Source organism: Corynebacterium freiburgense, assembly GCF_030408815.1.
Taxonomy (GTDB): Bacteria; Actinomycetota; Actinomycetes; order Mycobacteriales; family Mycobacteriaceae; genus Corynebacterium; species Corynebacterium freiburgense.
Genome location: NZ_CP047355.1, coordinates 106,774 through 123,250, shown reverse-complemented (window position 1 = coordinate 123,250; position 16,477 = coordinate 106,774). Strand labels below are relative to the sequence as shown.

Genomic DNA, 16,477 nt, shown 5'->3' with positions numbered 1-16,477 from the left:
AAGGCCTGGTTAAAAACCAAGCCATTGCACGCACTCCTGGTTACAGCAGTCCCTTGGAACGCAGGTATTCTTCACCCGTAGCTTTGTCCTTAAAATCCGATGAAGACAACAGCAGTCCAGTTTCGGTATTTGCGTATTTCATCCTGTAGCTACTTTGAGAATCCACATTCACAAAGTGCGCCGCTTTCGTGCCGCTTTCATCTTCCACGATTAAGTTGTCTTGATCGCGGTCTTCATAGATACCTTGAACGATCCTACGTCGTTCGAATGTAGATTCGTGTGGATCTATCGCAAACTCTATTTGCGGGATGTCATAGTCACTTTTCATAGTGAAGTACTGAAAATCGGGACTATCTTTTTTAATTTCGCAACGCACGTGCAGTGCGCCAGTCTCCCCGGTTTCTCGGATTTTGCACTTGTCCGTAGACGCTGTAATAGTAGCTGGCACGGCAGCAACCACTTTATCTAGGGAATCCAGTTTGTCTTCTTCCGGCACACTTGTTTGTAGTCCCGAGTTCCCCTGCTCAGAACTAGGCTCGCTCGACGCTATGGTTTCTGAAGTATTCGTTGCATTGCCGTTTTGTCCACTCACGAATTTATACGTACTGATCCCGCCAATGACCAATACCGCCACTGCCGCTGCTGCAAGGATTCCAATGGTTCGGGTGCTTAGTTTCGATTTCGCTGTTGGTGTCATATCACCACCTTTTGCAGAACCCGTAAATGCTGCCGGTACTTGGCTTGGTTGCGGTTGATAGGGGTTATTGTTTGTTTGAGGTGTCGACGCCCACCCAGCTCCGGTTGACGCGCCGAATTCAGGTTGAGGAGCCCCCATATTCTGCGGAGTCATGCCCCGCACAATTGGCCCAAGCGCAGAAATTGCACCCTGGGCTACAACGGTTTTGGGATCATCTAGGGTTGCTAAAGGCCCAAATTCTTTCAGGCGCTCCTGCACAATCGGTATCCGGGAGGAACCACCCGTAAGATAAAGCGCAACAAGTTCACTCGCATCCGTAATGCCTGCATCAGCGAGCGTAGTTTGCGTAAGTTCTGCTGCTTTTTCCAGCAATGGGGAAATAAGCTGTTCAAACTCCGCACGAGTTATTTGAAATCGCTCTGTTTCGCCACGCCCGCTTACCGCGACAGTTGCATACGAAGCTTCCGAAAGCAATTCTTTTGCACGGCGGATGGAATCTTCCAAAGCATGACGCTCTTGAAGTGGAGCTTGTGTGCGGAAATAGTCCAGAAGGTCTGGGTTTCGGTCTTCCAGCTGCTGGTCAACCCATTTACGCATCAGCGCGTCAAAGCTTTTCCCACCAAGCGTATTATCGCCACGAGCCGCAATCACATCAAAGGTATTGTTTTCATTTGCCTGCAACACAGCAATATCCAGGGTCCCACCACCGAAATCGAACACCGCGATTCGCTGACCAGGCTCTAGAGATTTAGCACGAGAATAGTAGTGGGCTGCTGCTTGCGGCTCGGAAATCGTAGTAATCTTCGCTGCTTCAAGACCTAATTGCGCCGCCGCATCCAATAGCACCTTAATTTCATTCGATGACCACGCTTCTGGGTGAGTCAGCACAAGCTCGGAAGGTTGCTCATTGCCATGTTCACGGGAAACACGCTGAACCACGGAGGACAGTACAGCTGCCACCGGCATAGATGAAGGGACGTCGTAACCATTGATCTGGAACATCTGTTGCGGAATAACCCGCTTGGGGGCAGGAACAAAACCCGCAGGATTGCTTTCCGCTTTATTAACGGCCACATCACCGACATCAATCTGCTCCGGTGATTCCACATACACCGCAGAAGACATCGTTGTGCGATCATGGCTAAGGTTAACCGCCTCTACGGTGCCTTTAATAGGGTTCGTGTGCGCTGCCGCTGTATTCGAAGTTCCAAAGTCGATCCCTATGGTCCAATGATTCCGCGACATCGTTGTTGCCTTTCCGATTTATTCGCATGTAACGTAGCACTTCACTTTATGTGTCAAAAGATTAGACGCAGAGCAGCCCTAATTTGTTACACCCAATATTTAGGGGCATACCAAATCTGGACAGAAAATTTTTAGCATCTAAACGCACATAACAAAAGGAAGCTCTTAACTTACTCAAGCAGAGCTCCCTTAAGTTCATCGGGTATTACTTATCTTTACCCGCTTCTTGATCAGCTTTCTGAAGAATCATGTATTGAGCTGCGATTTTTTGGGAAACCAATTTCTTCTTTTCTTCGATGTTTTCCTTGGTGGTGTCAGAACTTCCACTCACATAGCCAACATAGCGGCCTTTCACCACATAGCAGTTATATTGAACCCCATTTGTGGACTCAGACATCGTGCATGTCGTGTCTGGAACTCCCTGTGGTTCCTCATACTCAACCTCACCGCTTTGCAGATTATCTGAGACAAATGCGTTCAAAATAGACTTTGCGCCGAAATCATTGTCTGCACGGAACACAAATGATTCCCTGCGTCCAATATGCTTAGAACCAGTCTGTACGAGTGTGTCGTGGATAGCCTTTGGGTTTGTAAATTGAGAAGCAATTCCACGAGGACCATAGGAACCAGGCACACGTTTCTGATCGTCTTCACCTGCTTCAACGGTATAAATCACTACACCGCCTGGATCGATCGAAGGGTATTGATCGGTCTTGCCGAACCCGGCGCCTGTTTTCACCGAAGGAAATTGTTCCAGCATCGGAACTTGCTTTTCTAGCGCCTTCTTAATGTAGTCCGGCCCCCAAGCTGCTTCTGCTGCTGGAGTGGATACCCATGTGTAAATCACATACTCTTCCAGCGGGGTAAAAGCGGAGAAGGAAACCGAATCGTTGTATTCCGCATAGTTCGAGGTCACCAAAGTATTTGGCAAACCTTCAATTTCGACTTTTTCACCAGGATTAGGTGGCTCATTTTCCAAGAAAATGGGGCCAACCGTCAACGACTCAACATTTTCAGCTTCAGCAAACCTTAGTGCGCTATCCGGATCTTCAAATCGGAGCACCGCGTGGTTCACTGAAAAATGCGGGTCATTCACTTTTTCTGTAGGTGATGATGCCGCCTGAAGATACCCATACAACAGTGGGAATTGCTCCAAGATTTTAATTTGATTATTGGTCATATGAAGCGACATACTTCCAGGACCGTAGATGTTATAGCCGCCTTTTGTAGAAGTTAGGATCCCGTCTACCTCATATGGCAACGGCATATACTCAGCTAAGACGTATGACTCAACTGTACGAACTACCTCTGCGTCCGTATCCTTCTTTAATACACTTGGCTCAGTTTTATATTTACCAGTGTCTAACTTCTTTTCAGACTTTTCCGCCTTTCCCCCAGTATCCGGAGACTGCTCTTTAGCCGCGTCAGCATAACCGTCCTTAAAACCCTGCACAAAATCAGTAACACCGCAGCCAGTGAGCATAGTTGCGCTTAACAGAACCGCTATGCCGATCTTCAGCTTTTTCATTGTGTCTCCTTCAAGAATCCGAATACTGGGCATTGTTGTGTTTGCAGCCCACTATAAGTGTTGGATGCAACTCGTCATTCAAAGGTTACAGGTACTTAAACTTTTAGCTAAGGTGAATGATCGAACCGCGTTGTCCCCGAAAGTGAAGAGTTGTGAATTCTCAGATACAAGATGCTCAGAATGCCGACCACGGCGACATGGAGAAACGCGCTAATCAGCTACTGACTGCCATAACAAATAAAATCCTGCGGCAATACGATTACAACGAAATCAGTGACCTTGCCATTGAAAAAGCCTCAAGCAAGCAACAATCCCGGTCAGTCGTAGTTGTTGGTGAGGTAAAGCGTGGCAAGAGCTCGTTAGTAAACGCGCTCGTTGGCAAGCGAAACGCCTCTCCTGTGGGTGTGAATGTCACCACTTCTACCCCTATAGCGCTCACCACAGAAACTGAGAACTTGCGCGAAGGCCAAGCATGCTTGTTCTATCCAGATGGGGAACGCATTGTTTCCCATGCTGAGTTAGGATCTTGGATTAATGCTGGCACAGAACATTCCAAAGATCTAGAACAAGATTCGCTTCCAACAAGGGCAACTATCCCCCTTCGAAATATGCCTCTTGGTCATGCTACCGTTATAGATACACCAGGTGTGGGTGGATTAGATCCTAAGTTATCTACATTGGCAAAAGTTTCGGCAGATCAAGCATGCGTACTTGTTGTGGTTTGTGATGCTTCCACCACAATCACCAAACCCGAAATGGACTTTATTAAAGATACGGGATCGAATATTGAGGCCATTATCGTTGCTGTTACAAAAACGGATAAAAACCTCATTCGCTGGCAAGAGATTGTTGATGAAAATAAACGCTTGCTCCGCACCCATATTGGGAGAGACATTCCTGTTATAGGTGTTTCTAGTTTGCTTGCTGTAGTAGGTGCAGAAATGACATCTGGCCCGCACTCACGGCAAGTACTCGAACTCTCCGGAATCAATGAACTTCGTCAGATGATTCAAAGCAAATTCCAAATCGCAGAGTTCCTGCCGTTGGCTAATGGGCTGCGCATCGCAGTGAAGGGCCTTCGGGAGCTGTCTGACGAGCTCAACCAAAAGCTTGAGATTTTACGGCAAGGCGAAGCCGCTGTTCCTGACCTTTCAAACCGGCTTGAAGAACTCAACCAACTAAAAAAGGAAGGCGAAAGCTGGGATTATTATTTAGGTCGTGACCTGACCATTATTCGCCAGGAATCTATGGAGCAGTTAGAGATGCGCCTTGATGCACTCCGAGAATCCTGGACTGAGCGTATTAATAAGCAAGGCATGGCGGTGCTTCGCAAAAACCCGCAGTATTTTACTGCGGAAATGGAGCGAGAATTCCAGACTGCAATCGCAGAATCACTGAATTACTTTTCGTATGAGCTCGAGCATAAAATTGTGCGACCTCGCTTTAAGTCCGAAATGGACTGGGAAGAAATTCGTAATGAGGTAAGTGCGGCATTCGTTGGAAAACAGCTCCAGACGCATAACGTTCAGCAAAAAAGCCAAGGTCTTTTGGATCCAATGATGCTTATGATGGGCATTTCAGGCGGTTCTATGCTTGGTGGCCTAATCGGCAGCGTTGTAACTTTTGCTGGTCTAGGCGCAGTAGTTGGTGTTGGTTGGGTCGCCTTTAATGTGGGCTTTCGAGCTATGCGTTCGGGCAAAACAAACCTCCTTAACTGGATGAAGGAGACGACCGCGACGTCGAAAATGCTTACATCGAAGGTCCTGGAAGCCGCAATTGCTAATGCGCGCCCAGCGATCCAATTGCGCTACCGGGAAAACCTCAAGCAGATGGTGGAATCCACCCAAAAACAAATCCAAGAAGCTGAACGTGCTGCGCGCGCAGATAAAGCAAGCCAGGAAAAGCGCAAGGCCACTTTGGAGAAAAACCTCCAAATTATCCAAAAGAATATTGCAACCGCTGAAGCAACAATCCGTGATTTAACAGCATACGCTGCGGCTGCGGCCAAAAACGCCCAAACAGAAACGCAACCATTCACCCCCAATTCTGCGGCCCAACCGTCCGCATGGGGCGAAACGCGAGGTTAAGCCCATATGGATCTTATGACTACCGCTCTCAATCAAGCGCTGGACTACCTTGGGAGCCTTAGCCCTGAACTTCAGCAGGAATCGAATCGCATTCGACAAACCCTAGAAGCGCCGCCGCGTATCGTTGTTGTTGGTCGTTTAAAATCTGGTAAATCAACGCTAGTAAATGCCCTTATTGGGGCGCCCGTCGCAGAAACAGCAGCGTTAGAAGCGACCAATGTGGTCACCGTGTTTCAATACGGTGCCCCGGACAGAGCAGAAGCAGTACTTCTTGATGGGCAGCGGCTTCCCATTACTATTCAGCGCGGCAAGGCGGCTGAACTTCCTGCTCCCGCTGAGAAAATTAGTTACATTCACAGATGGATGCCAACTGCCTCAATCCGGGATTTTTCGCTCATTGATACGCCTGGCTTAGCTACTCTGACCGTCGAAAATGAGGCACGCACTCGCCGAATCCTTATCGATGGTTTCGAACAAACCAAAGCAATGTCCGTAGATGCTGATGCTGCCGTATTTTTATTTGATGCAACACCACGCATGGATGAAGTGAAATTTATTCGTGACCTTGGTTTCACATCACTTAATACCCTCGGCGTCTTATCTCGCGCCGATTCCTTCGGCGAAGGCGCCCTTGGAGAACGCGATCCCCTTGAGCATGCTTATGAACATGCACAGTCATTAGCGCAACAATTGCAGGGATCAGTATTGACCATTCTACCTGTTGCAGGCTTACTTGCGGAAACCTCTCATACAGGTGCTATTACGGAATATGACGCCCGTGCGATGGCAAGCCTTGCGAATGCCACCGAGTTTGATCTAATTCAAAAAATAGCTTCCGAAGAAGAATTTGATAGGGAACGCGATGCGTGCCGGAGAATCGTCAAACTCATTGGTGAATATGGGCTTTTCCGAGCAAGAAATGTTGCCCGCCGCGGGGCAAGTGAACTTAATGAATGGGCAACCGCCCGGTCTGGTGTCCCCCAGCTCCGGAATCTCTTAGTTACTCGGTTTGGGGAGTTTGCAACAACGCACCGTGCCGGACGCATTGTAAGCGAAATAGAAAGTCTCGCATTCCGCAAGCAGCCCAAGGATCTTATCTTAAATCTGGTATCCACAATGCGCACTGATGCGCGGCTTATTAATGCGTTTTTGCTATTGGATCTTAAAGCCGTGCAGGAAGCTGATCCTAAAGCGAAAATAATTCCAGAAATCAGTGTGCTTATTATGGGCTATACGCTGCAGGAAAAGCTTGGTTTGCCCCCTACTGCATCTATGCAAGAAGCGCTCTCCACTGCACAGGAAAAGATGCAATGGGCTCATATGGAGTCATTATCAGCGCTTACTGCGGCTGAAGATGCAGCATTGGTCACCATGAAACGCGCATATGGTGAGTTAATCCGTATGGCCCAATACCATCTGCAGGGCCGGTAGTCTTCCGCTACTGTAACGGCTACTGGGCCCACCATTCGGTGAATTCCAGGGTTTTGGAATGCTTTCCTCTGGTATATACCTCGAGGTAACCGGCATAGATCTCAATTGAAGAAGGCGGAACGTTCACCACATAATTTCCGCCATCTGCAATCGTTCCTTCGAGTGTAACTCGGGTATCATCCAGTGTTCCGTTATTCACATTGGATCGATAGCGCAGGACAGAGTCCTCTTTACATACCGTTATATTGTCGCCTTTGGCATCCCGCCCCGCAAATACTAGAGTCTCTGAGCTCGAGCAATGCGTTACACTGTCATCTTCCCAACCAGAATCAGTCAATAGCTCTGGTTTTGGGTTTTCCTCAGTAGTTGGCTCCGCTGAACTCGTCGTCTCGGACGTACTCGTGCTTGTATTCGTACTTGAGGTGGCAGTGGATTCAGTAGTTACTGTTACCGTCACAGTCTGGTCGTTTCGGCTGTTTGTATTGTTTTTATTCGCAGTCAGCATCCAGTTGCTATTGCTGAAAAGGTAGACGCTCGCCGCCACCATAATGCTGGCAAATAACGTAAATACCAGTATGGATACCATCACCCGTACATGGTTCTTTTTCGGTGGTTCGTAGGGGTATTGGTACTCATATTGGTACTGTTGGTGATACTGAGGTACAGGTGCCACAGTCGGCGGAATTGGTGCAAATTCCATGGTTTCATTGGATTGCCAAGCCTGCGTCTCTGCTGTTTCTCCAGGCCACTGCTCCCAATGTTCGTCTTGACCTTTGGGGCCTTGGAGCCCACCGTGTTCCATTGGCGATCCTTTAAAAAATATTCAAGATTCACTAAACCAAAGCAAAACTACCTGAGCTTCTGCGTAGCATGCCAAGCCTATTACCAACGCGTTTTAAAAACCAGGTGTGCGCATTAGAGTGATAGGAATGAGCACTACTGAACACGCCTCTCCGCGGGTAAAGCGTCCAGAGCTTTCCCCAGAAGAGCGAGAGGCTAAGCGTGCTGCCCGAGAGGCAGCACGCGCAAAGGCTATTGAAGAGGCACCCTTTGTTGCCGTTGTAGTGCGAGCTTCTGGGATTCATCCTTCTTCTTCTCGCATTGTTGCTATTGATGCTGTAACTTTCTCGGACAACGGTACCGTGGTGGATAAGTTCTTTGCGGTAGTGAATACGGATTCAGATCCTGGCCCGAAACATCTGCATGGTCTCACACCTGAAGATATCGCTCAGGGAAAGAAAATGGAGCAATTGGTGCGTGCCCTCGATCGTTTTATTGATGGCCGCACGCTCGTAGTCCATAACGCACCCCGCACTTGGGGTTTTTTGGTTTCGGAAACAAGGCGAGCATTGAAGCGCCAGCGCGGTCGGGCTCGCTCACAGAATAGAAACCATAGGAGGCAAGGTCCTCGACGCAGATTAGGGCATGTTCCTAGGCCTGCCCGCATTGTAGATACACTTGCCTCGTTACGACGTCGCGGAGTTGCATTACAAGACACTCGACTGCGGGCGGTTGCCCACCTGATGGGGTGTGGTCCGGATAATGCTGCGGCGTCGATAAGCAGAGCACAACAAGACCCTGCGGAAGTGGTGCGGGAAGAAACATTGCTTTTGGTTAATCTTTTTCTCACATTGCGTGGCGGCGAGCTTGCGGTGCGGCAGCCGGACCAACTGCGTGCAGATCGTTTTGGCCTACAACGCAGCATTGTGCGTGCCGAAGCTTCGGATTGCCCGCCGGAATTTACCAACCCCGGAGTCTATATTCCCGGAAAACCGCTGGTTGAAGGTATGGAATTGGTGGTTACTCCAGAGATTACTATGGACCCCAATATTATTATTGAGGCGGCCGTGGACGCTAACCTTGCCTATTCTGAAAAACTTACTCGCACCACCAGTATTGTTATTTGCAATTCCACCGAGCAGCTTCGCGGAAAAGCAATGCATGCACAACGAAAAGGTATTCCCCTAGTCCGCGACGCGGAATTTTTAGAGCTTGTGAAAACGGTCGCAAAAGGCACGCCCACAACCTAGTTCCTGTGTATTCCTGACTGCTGCAGAAGAGCATTACAATATTGGGAATGAAGTTGAATCTTTCCGGGTTACGAACCAAAGCCGCTAAGGCTGCGGCGTCGTTAGCCACACGTGCATCTCAGGCTACTGGCAGGGGCGCTGGTGGCATGATCGGCGGGCTTATCGCTGGTGTTATCGACCCCAATATTATGGAGCATTTAGGCGAAGGCCGCCCCGTAGCGTTAATTACCGGGACAAATGGTAAATCCACCACCACCCGGATGTTAGCTTCGGCGCTACGCACCCAGTACTCCGTAGCCACCAATGATGGCGGCGATAATATGGATGCTGGGATTATTTCTGCACTTATGGCAGGCCAAAAAGCCTCCCATATCGTATTAGAGTGCGATGAGCTTCACGTCCCCGCAGTTGCTGACCGCCTGCACCCAAGTGTTTTAGTGTTATTGAACCTCACCCGCGACCAGCTCGATCGTGTCGGCGAAATTAATAAACTTGAACGGGCCCTACGAGCTTGCGTAGAAAAGCACCCCAATATGACCGTAGTGGCCAATTGCGATGATGTGCTGGTAACCTCCGCGGCTTTCGACGCGCCAAATGTTGTATGGGTTTCCGCAGGCGCGGGTTGGACGGGAGACTCCGTATCTTGTCCACGCACCGGTGGCCATATTTTGCGCGATGGTGATGATTGGTACTCCACCATTCCGCTTATCGACGGCCGCCCATTCCGCCGTCCCACACCAACTTGGACTATCTCCGACGAGGGCATCACCAGCCCGGAAGGATCCCATAACCTCCAACTAGCTATCCCTGGCCGTGCAAACCGAGGTAATGCCACTCAGGCCATTGCCGCCGCCGTACAGGTTTTCCAAATTCCAGTAGATAAAGCCATATCGGCTGTAAGCGAAGTCGCCGACGTAGCTGGCCGTTACTCCACTATTTCTTTTGAAGGCCGTGAAGTACACATGCTGTTGGCAAAGAATCCCGCAGGTTGGCAAGAAGCCTTATCCATGGTTGACCGTACCGCCGATTCACTTGTTATTGCAGTGAACGGCCAAGTTGCCGATGGTGAAGACCTTTCCTGGCTCTGGGACGTCCAATTCGAAGCCTTCGACGATCTTCATGTGGTTGCCTCCGGAGAACGTGGCACCGATCTTGCAGTCCGGCTCACCTACGCTTCCATTAGCCACGACCTCGTTCCAGGCCTTGTAGATTCCATTCGAGCCTGTGAACCTGGACGCGTTGAAGTCCTTGCCAATTACACCGCTTTCCGTGACCTCAAGAAAGGCCTACTCGCACAATGAGCACCCTCCAAATCGGCCTTATTCTCCCAGATGTCCTTGGCACCTATGGCGACGACGGCAATGCCCTGGTACTCCGCCAACGCGCCCGTATGCGCAATATTCCTGCCGAAATTATTCCAATCCGCTTAGGAGCTGAGGTTCCTGCTTCCCTCGATATATATTGCATTGGTGGTGGTGAAGACGCCGCTCAAACCCTTGCAGCCGAGCACCTAAATAGTCCAGCTGGTGCCGGATTACGCACTGCTGCCGAATCCGGCACACCGATCCTTGCTATTTGCGCGGGTCTCCAGATTCTCGGCGAATCATTCCGCGCAAGCGATCGCATTGTCCCAGGTATTGGACTTCTCGACGCCACCACAGGCAGCCTTGGAAAACGTACAATCGGCGAAATCCAATCAACCCCCTCGGGCCTCCCCGGACTCACTGCACCGCTCACAGGTTTCGCAAATCATATGGGTGCAACCATCCTTGGGCCTGACGCCCGCCCTCTTGGCCATCTCACCCGCGGTGTCGGCAATCTCGACGCCCACACCATTAGCGAAAACCCTGACGCTGCCGGCCAAGAACGTGCCGAAGGCGCCGTCCAAGGAAGCGTTATTGCAACATATATGCACGGACCAGTACTCGCCCGAAACCCAGAACTTGGTGACCTGCTGCTAGCTAAGGCACTCAATATTGGTATTGAGGAGCTCGAACCCCTCAATATTCCTGTCGTTGAGCAACTCCGAAAAGAACGCCTCGCCTAACGCTACAGGCGAAGCCGGCCATTTAAGGCCCGAGAAAGCGTCAACTCATCGACAAATTCCAGATCACCGCCTAGCGGCATTCCACTCGCTAGGCGGGACACTACCAAATCCGGAAAATCACGCAGTAATCGCGCCAGATACGAAGCCGTAGCTTCCCCTTCAGTATTCGGATCAGTAGCAAGAATCACTTCCCGAATCTCAGGCATTTCAGCATTATTCGAAATATCCGGCAATACACCAGCAATACGCTGCAATAACACGCTAATATTCAAATCCTTCGGGCCAATATTCGCTAGTGGATCCAGTGCCCCACCAAGCACATGGTATCGACCCCGATACTCTCCAGTACGCTCAATAACCTGAATATCTTTTGGTTCTTCAACCACGCAAATCACACCAGCGTCCCGCGCCGAATCTGCGCAAAAACGACAAACCTCATCGCGAGAAATATTATGGCAAATGCGGCAAAAACTTACCCCATCCTGCAGCCCATCAAGAGCAGAAACAAGCCGACGTATATCGTCTGGATCTACCTGCAATAAATGAAACGCGATACGCTGCGCACTTTTCGGCCCAACCCCAGGAAGCCGAGACAATTCATCAATAAGATCCTGTAGCGGTCCTTCAAACACGTTCCGTGAACTTTCTCAAACAAACGATGGGCCACGCCCCGGGATAAACTTTACCGGGGCGTCGAAAAGCACAATAAATTTACAACGAGCCGAGAGATTGCCCGCCGAAGCCTGAAATCGGCCCCAGTTTCCGCTCCGATAAATCTGCAACACTGCGGCTGGCTTGATTTACCGCACTAAGCACCAAATCCTGGAGGGTTTCCACGTCGTCTGGGTCCACGATCTTTGGATCAATCGAAATATCCAGCACTTCCCCACCTCCGGACATTTTGACCTTCACCAAGCCATTCCCAGCTTGCCCCTCAACAGTCGAGGCCAAAATCTCTTGTTGAGCACGCTCAAGTTGAGCCTGCATCTCTTGGGCTTGGCGCATAAGTTGTGCCATATCAGGCTGATTCATAGCAATACCTTTCGTAGCAATATCGAGCCACAAGTGTAGCCCACAAGACATTATGCCTTGGGTTGCACCTCACAGCCTCACAAAATTTTCCTCATTACAATGGCCGAGCCCCAAGCTCACGCTCTAACATTTCCATAGCAACGGCGCGCGCATCCCGATGATCATGCGATCCCGGCTCCGAACTCGCCTGCCGCACCATATCCGCTTCCTCCTGTTCACGAGCAGAAACCTGTGGTGAACCTGAAGTAGAGGGCTCCGGTGCAGACTCCAGAGGCGACGCGGGCGGTGGAGGTGATGGCACCTCCTCTTCCGGGGGAAGATCATAGGGATCATCCGGCTCAGGCGGCAATGGGACACCGTCAGAAAATGTCGGATTATTTTTTAACCGCTCATTACCGCGTGCCACAGCCTCCTCCCACCGTTTAGGCTTACGAGGCTCCTCCACCGCAGGCTTTGGGGAATGAGCAGCGGGATATCTCGAAGAGGGCGCAACAGCAGGTGCAGCCCGCTCATCAGAATGCTGTGATTCCTCCGAAGACCCGCCCAACTTCGCAGGCTCATTCCAAACCGAAGTGGGTTGCTGCGGCGTCTCTGTTGGCTCGGGTTGTGGTGCTAGTACTTGTGGTGCTGGTGGAGTAGCTTGTTCCCGTAAAACCTGTTGTGGCCTCGGTGCTGGCTTGTCTGGATTCCATTCAGGCTTATCAGCATCGGGGCTAAAACCAGCAGACTGAAGATCCGTACCGACCACACAATGGACCCGCAGATCGTACCCAAGCTCAGTTTTTAAAACATTAATAATCGTCCCATTGTTGCGAGGATCATTGAGTCGCGCCGCCAACGCACCCGTATTATGCCCAATAATCAGCGTTCGATCACGGATACCCAGTGCTTTCGCCTCAGTAAGCATAATCTCCGCAACTTTATTTTCTATGCCAACAACCTCACGAACCCGTGCCCACTTACGCCGAATCCGATCGATAGGTTGCTCCTCAACCTTCTGATGTACCTGCTCTTTAGGTTGCGGAACCTGTGTTGGTGGAGATTGAGGCACTGGTTGCTGCGCTGGTTGAGGTTGAGGCACAGGGGCCTCAACCTTAGCTTCAGGTTTATCTGGAGTTAAAGCAGGGGTTAATGCTGGGGCAGACTGCTCTGAACGCTCCCGCACAGTCCTTTGAGATTTCCGCTCAAAAACACGCTTAGGAGGAGCACTTGGGGTGGCAGGAGCACTAGATGTAGGTGATATAAACGCTGCCTCAGTTTGAGTGGCAGGCTGTCCCATCAACATGCGTGCGCACAAAATCTCCAAAAGTAAACGAGGGCTTGTCGCACCACGCATATCAGTCAAGCCATCATTCACCAAAGCGGCCAATGTGCTTAAAACTCCCACCGGAAATTGCTTTGCCTGACCAGTCAAAACAGGGACACGATCCGCAGGAACATCAATCAATCCAAGAGCAAGCGCATCCGGAACTGATTGCAACACCATAAGGTCCCGCAACCGATCCAATAAATCAGTGGTAAACCTGCGAGGATCTAGCCCAGCCTCAATAACGTTATCCACCGTTACGAACAGCCCACCCCCATCATTTGTGGCAAGTGCATCAACTGCGGCGTCGATAAGCGTATCGTCTGTGACTCCCAATAATGGCACCGCAAGGTCATAGGTCAATCCGTCAGGCCCGGCACCTGACAACAACTGATCCAAAACTGACAAAGAATCCCGAGGAGACCCGCCGCCTGCACGAATAACAAGCGGAAATACGGCATCTTCAACATAAATACCCTCAGTGGCACAAGTACGCTCCAATAAACCACGCATCGCCGAAGGCGTAAGAAGACGGAAAGGATAATGATGCGTGCGTGAACGAATCGTACCGATCACACGTTCTGGCTCCGTGGTGGCAAAAATAAATACCAAATGCTCTGGCGGTTCCTCCACAATCTTTAACAACGCATTTGAACCTGCCGTACTGATCATGTGGGCTTCGTCGATAATAAACACGCGATAGCGCGACTCCGCAGGGGCAAAAAACGCACGATCACGCAGGTCACGCATATCCTCAACACCATTGTGGCTCGCCGCATCAAGCTCCGTAACATCCAAATTTCCGGGGCCACCTGGTGCAAGACTGCGGCATGAATTACACACCCCGCAGGGAGTAGAAGTAGGGCCTTGTTCGCAATTTAACGAACGCGCAAGAATTCGAGCCGAAGAAGTTTTACCACAACCCCGAGGGCCAGAAAACAAGTACGCATGATTAATACGGCCAGTATCCAATGCCACCGAGAGCGGTCCAGTAACATGTTCCTGGCCAACAACCTCACCAAACGTTGCAGGACGGTATTTGCGATAAAGAGCCACGAAGTAGAGCCTACCTGTGCAAGAAAATCGAATGCTTAAATGAAACTACTAGCGCTGAAGATTCATAAGATCAACGTTTTCCTCGATAAGCGCTTCCTGTAATGCAGCAACCCCATACGTATGCGCATGAATAAACTCATCATCTGTTAAAGGAATCAGCTGACATAACGTAGTAAGCCGCTCTTCCTCCCGAACCTGCGGAACTCCCTGCTCCCATACAAAAGGAGCAATAAGTAAACCATGATTTACCGAAACACTCTGCATCACATCCGACGCACCATACGCACCCATCCCAGGAAGAATCGTCCCAGGCTGCGCGTGAAAAACCGTGCTTTGAGAATTAGTGTCTACCAACATAGTTAAGGCCGCAGATACTAACGCAGAAACAACTTTTGGTTCAGCCCGCGCAACCATAAAGATCTCGCATCGAACAGGCACGTCCGGAGCGTCCGTAAGCGAGAGTCCGGTATCAACCTCACCAAAATCCACGGAGCACGCCAAAGATTCCCCTGCACCCAACTCTGCGGAAGCCATATGAAAACCAGCTACCTGCGCAAAATTAAGGGAGCAGGGAAAAATACTGTCAAGCCAGTAGGCGGTCTCTTTAAGATTCACTACTTTGAAAACTTCTCCACTGCAGCGAGCAATACACAGGTAGCCACGCCATCCATCGCTACTTCGACTTCAGATACTGGTGGCAGAGAGGGTGCTAGGCGAATATTGCGATCATTTGGGTCCTTCTTTAGCGGATATGAGGAACCGGCCGCAGTCAATGCAATGCCTGCTTCCTTCGCAAGCTCTACCACCCGTGACGCTGTGCCATCCACCACATCAAGTGAAATAAAGTAACCTCCCGTGGGCTTTGTCCATGTGGCGATACCATACTCCGAAAGGCGCGAGTCAAGGATCTGCAAAACCCGTTGGAATTTAGGCGCAAGTGAAGCTGCATGCTGCAGCATCACTTTCCGGACCCCTTCAGCATCACCAAAGAACCGAGCGTGAGCAAGCTGGTTAATCTTATTTGGACCAATGCCACGAACGTTTGCTTGTGTGCCATACCAATCAAGGTTGGACTTGGAAGAAGCAAAGAAAGAAACACCAGCTCCAGCGAAGGTGATCTTTGACGTGGAAGACATAAACCAAAAACGGTTCGGGTTGCCTGCCTTTTCCGCGAGGTCAAGGACGTTAATAACCTCGGGAAACTCCTCAGTCAAGGTATGGATTGCATACGCGTTATCCCACACAATGCGGAAATCAGGAGCTGCGGTCTGCATAGCTGCCAAAGCCTCACAAACCTCACGGCTAAATGTCACGCCAGTTGGGTTTGCAAACATAGGGACACACCACATGCCCTTAACCTGCGGATCCTTAACTAGTTCCCGGACTGCATCCATATCAGGCCCATGCTCAGTAATGTCCACTGGAAGCATCTCTATGCCAAAATGCTCAGTAATAGTGAAATGGCGGTCATAGCCCGGAACTGGGCAAATCCATTTAACTTTATCTTCCTTACACCAAGGACGCTCTGAATCCTGTGTGCCCCAAATCCAAGCAGCACTAATAAGATCAAACATGATGTTCAAGCTGGAAGCATCACCCGCCCAAACGTTTTCCACCGGAACGCCAAGGGTATCCGCCCAAATCTGCCGAATATCAATAATGCCCGTTAAACCACCATAGTTCCGGCAATCCGTACCATCAGAGGCTTTGAAATCCCCTTCTCCTGGCAAACTCAATAACGCATTTGAAATGGAAAGCTGTTCTGCGGAAGGCTTACCGCGAGTGAGATCAAGCTTTAGATTACGAGCCTTGAGCTCCCCATAAGCTTTTTCAATCTCCGCCTTGAACTCGGCGAGTTTGGTCGAATCAAAATCCTGCAACTGCAAAGTGGGCCACCTTCCACGGTGAAACGACGTTCTTTGGTCCTGGCTCGCTTTAGCTGTTTTGGTCACCTTGTTTTGGTTACCCTGCCACAGCCTTGCTCAACCTACTGTAGCTGTTCACCACCCGGACGACTA

The 16,477-nt window shown here is 50.2% G+C and carries 13 protein-coding genes; 5 read left to right on the top strand and 8 right to left on the bottom strand.

The features are described from left to right. Positions 1–40: 40 nt before the first annotated feature. Positions 41–1,942, bottom strand: coding sequence for an Hsp70 family protein (locus CFREI_RS00610; RefSeq protein WP_051255761.1), 1,902 nt, complete (start codon positions 1,940–1,942; stop codon positions 41–43). Positions 1,943–2,147: 205 nt separating this feature from the next. Next, the gene (locus CFREI_RS00605) at positions 2,148–3,470 is read right to left on the bottom strand and encodes a DUF7373 family lipoprotein (RefSeq protein WP_027011636.1); all 1,323 of its coding nucleotides are present in this window, start codon (positions 3,468–3,470) and stop codon (positions 2,148–2,150) included. Positions 3,471–3,622: 152 nt separating this feature from the next. Between CFREI_RS00605 and CFREI_RS00600 the strand changes: the two genes are divergently transcribed. After that, positions 3,623–5,557: a dynamin family protein gene (locus CFREI_RS00600; protein ID WP_084170631.1), complete on the top strand. Its 1,935-nt coding sequence runs from the start codon at positions 3,623–3,625 to the stop codon at positions 5,555–5,557. A gap of 6 nt (positions 5,558–5,563) precedes the next feature. Then, entirely contained in the window at positions 5,564–6,988 is a 1,425-nt protein-coding gene (locus CFREI_RS00595; RefSeq protein ID WP_027011635.1) for a dynamin family protein, read from the top strand. A gap of 19 nt (positions 6,989–7,007) precedes the next feature. Here the strand turns inward: CFREI_RS00595 and CFREI_RS00590 are convergent, their stop codons facing one another. Beyond that, positions 7,008–7,790: a hypothetical protein gene (locus CFREI_RS00590; protein ID WP_027011634.1), complete on the bottom strand. Its 783-nt coding sequence runs from the start codon at positions 7,788–7,790 to the stop codon at positions 7,008–7,010. Positions 7,791–7,917: 127 nt separating this feature from the next. Between CFREI_RS00590 and CFREI_RS00585 the strand changes: the two genes are divergently transcribed. Genes CFREI_RS00585 through CFREI_RS00575 form a run of 3 tightly spaced genes read left to right on the top strand, consistent with a single transcriptional unit; the run spans position 7,918 to position 11,065 of the window. Beyond that, positions 7,918–9,018, top strand: a complete 1,101-nt coding sequence (locus CFREI_RS00585; RefSeq protein WP_240483176.1) for a DNA polymerase III subunit epsilon — start codon at positions 7,918–7,920, stop codon at positions 9,016–9,018. 47 nt (positions 9,019–9,065) lie between these two features. Beyond that, a complete protein-coding gene (locus tag CFREI_RS00580) occupies positions 9,066–10,319 on the top strand; it encodes a Mur ligase family protein (RefSeq protein ID WP_027011633.1) in 1,254 nt (417 codons plus the stop codon). Beyond that, a complete protein-coding gene (locus CFREI_RS00575) occupies positions 10,316–11,065 on the top strand; it encodes a type 1 glutamine amidotransferase (protein WP_027011632.1) in 750 nt (249 codons plus the stop codon). The genes CFREI_RS00580 and CFREI_RS00575 overlap by 4 nt, the downstream gene beginning before the upstream one ends. A gap of 2 nt (positions 11,066–11,067) precedes the next feature. Here CFREI_RS00575 and recR read toward each other — a convergent pair whose 3' ends face one another. From recR to CFREI_RS00550, 5 genes are all read right to left on the bottom strand, one after another. After that, a complete protein-coding gene (gene recR, locus CFREI_RS00570) occupies positions 11,068–11,697 on the bottom strand; it encodes a recombination mediator RecR (RefSeq protein WP_027011631.1) in 630 nt (209 codons plus the stop codon). Positions 11,698–11,776: 79 nt separating this feature from the next. Beyond that, the gene (locus tag CFREI_RS00565) at positions 11,777–12,097 is read right to left on the bottom strand and encodes a YbaB/EbfC family nucleoid-associated protein (RefSeq protein ID WP_027011630.1); all 321 of its coding nucleotides are present in this window, start codon (positions 12,095–12,097) and stop codon (positions 11,777–11,779) included. Positions 12,098–12,191: 94 nt separating this feature from the next. Next, entirely contained in the window at positions 12,192–14,459 is a 2,268-nt protein-coding gene (locus tag CFREI_RS00560; RefSeq protein WP_027011629.1) for a DNA polymerase III subunit gamma and tau, read from the bottom strand. Positions 14,460–14,507: 48 nt separating this feature from the next. Continuing rightward, complete coding sequence (locus CFREI_RS00555) at positions 14,508–15,074, bottom strand: suppressor of fused domain protein (RefSeq protein ID WP_027011628.1); 567 nt, start codon at positions 15,072–15,074, stop codon at positions 14,508–14,510. Then, positions 15,074–16,339: an aspartate aminotransferase type Ic gene (locus tag CFREI_RS00550; protein WP_420834534.1), complete on the bottom strand. Its 1,266-nt coding sequence runs from the start codon at positions 16,337–16,339 to the stop codon at positions 15,074–15,076. The genes CFREI_RS00555 and CFREI_RS00550 overlap by 1 nt, the downstream gene beginning before the upstream one ends. Positions 16,340–16,477 lie beyond the last annotated feature (138 nt).

What these genes read in the sequence shown, in the direction of transcription:
- CFREI_RS00610 (WP_051255761.1), bottom strand. Translation starts at nt 1,942, where the DNA reads ATGTCGCGGAATCATTGGACCATAGGGATCGACTTTGGAACTTCGAAT.
- CFREI_RS00605 (WP_027011636.1), bottom strand. Translation starts at nt 3,470, where the DNA reads ATGAAAAAGCTGAAGATCGGCATAGCGGTTCTGTTAAGCGCAACTATG.
- CFREI_RS00595 (WP_027011635.1), top strand. Translation starts at nt 5,564, where the DNA reads ATGGATCTTATGACTACCGCTCTCAATCAAGCGCTGGACTACCTTGGG.
- CFREI_RS00590 (WP_027011634.1), bottom strand. Translation starts at nt 7,790, where the DNA reads ATGGAACACGGTGGGCTCCAAGGCCCCAAAGGTCAAGACGAACATTGG.
- CFREI_RS00585 (WP_240483176.1), top strand. Translation starts at nt 7,918, where the DNA reads ATGAGCACTACTGAACACGCCTCTCCGCGGGTAAAGCGTCCAGAGCTT.
- CFREI_RS00580 (WP_027011633.1), top strand. Translation starts at nt 9,066, where the DNA reads ATGAAGTTGAATCTTTCCGGGTTACGAACCAAAGCCGCTAAGGCTGCG.
- CFREI_RS00575 (WP_027011632.1), top strand. Translation starts at nt 10,316, where the DNA reads ATGAGCACCCTCCAAATCGGCCTTATTCTCCCAGATGTCCTTGGCACC.
- CFREI_RS00565 (WP_027011630.1), bottom strand. Translation starts at nt 12,097, where the DNA reads ATGAATCAGCCTGATATGGCACAACTTATGCGCCAAGCCCAAGAGATG.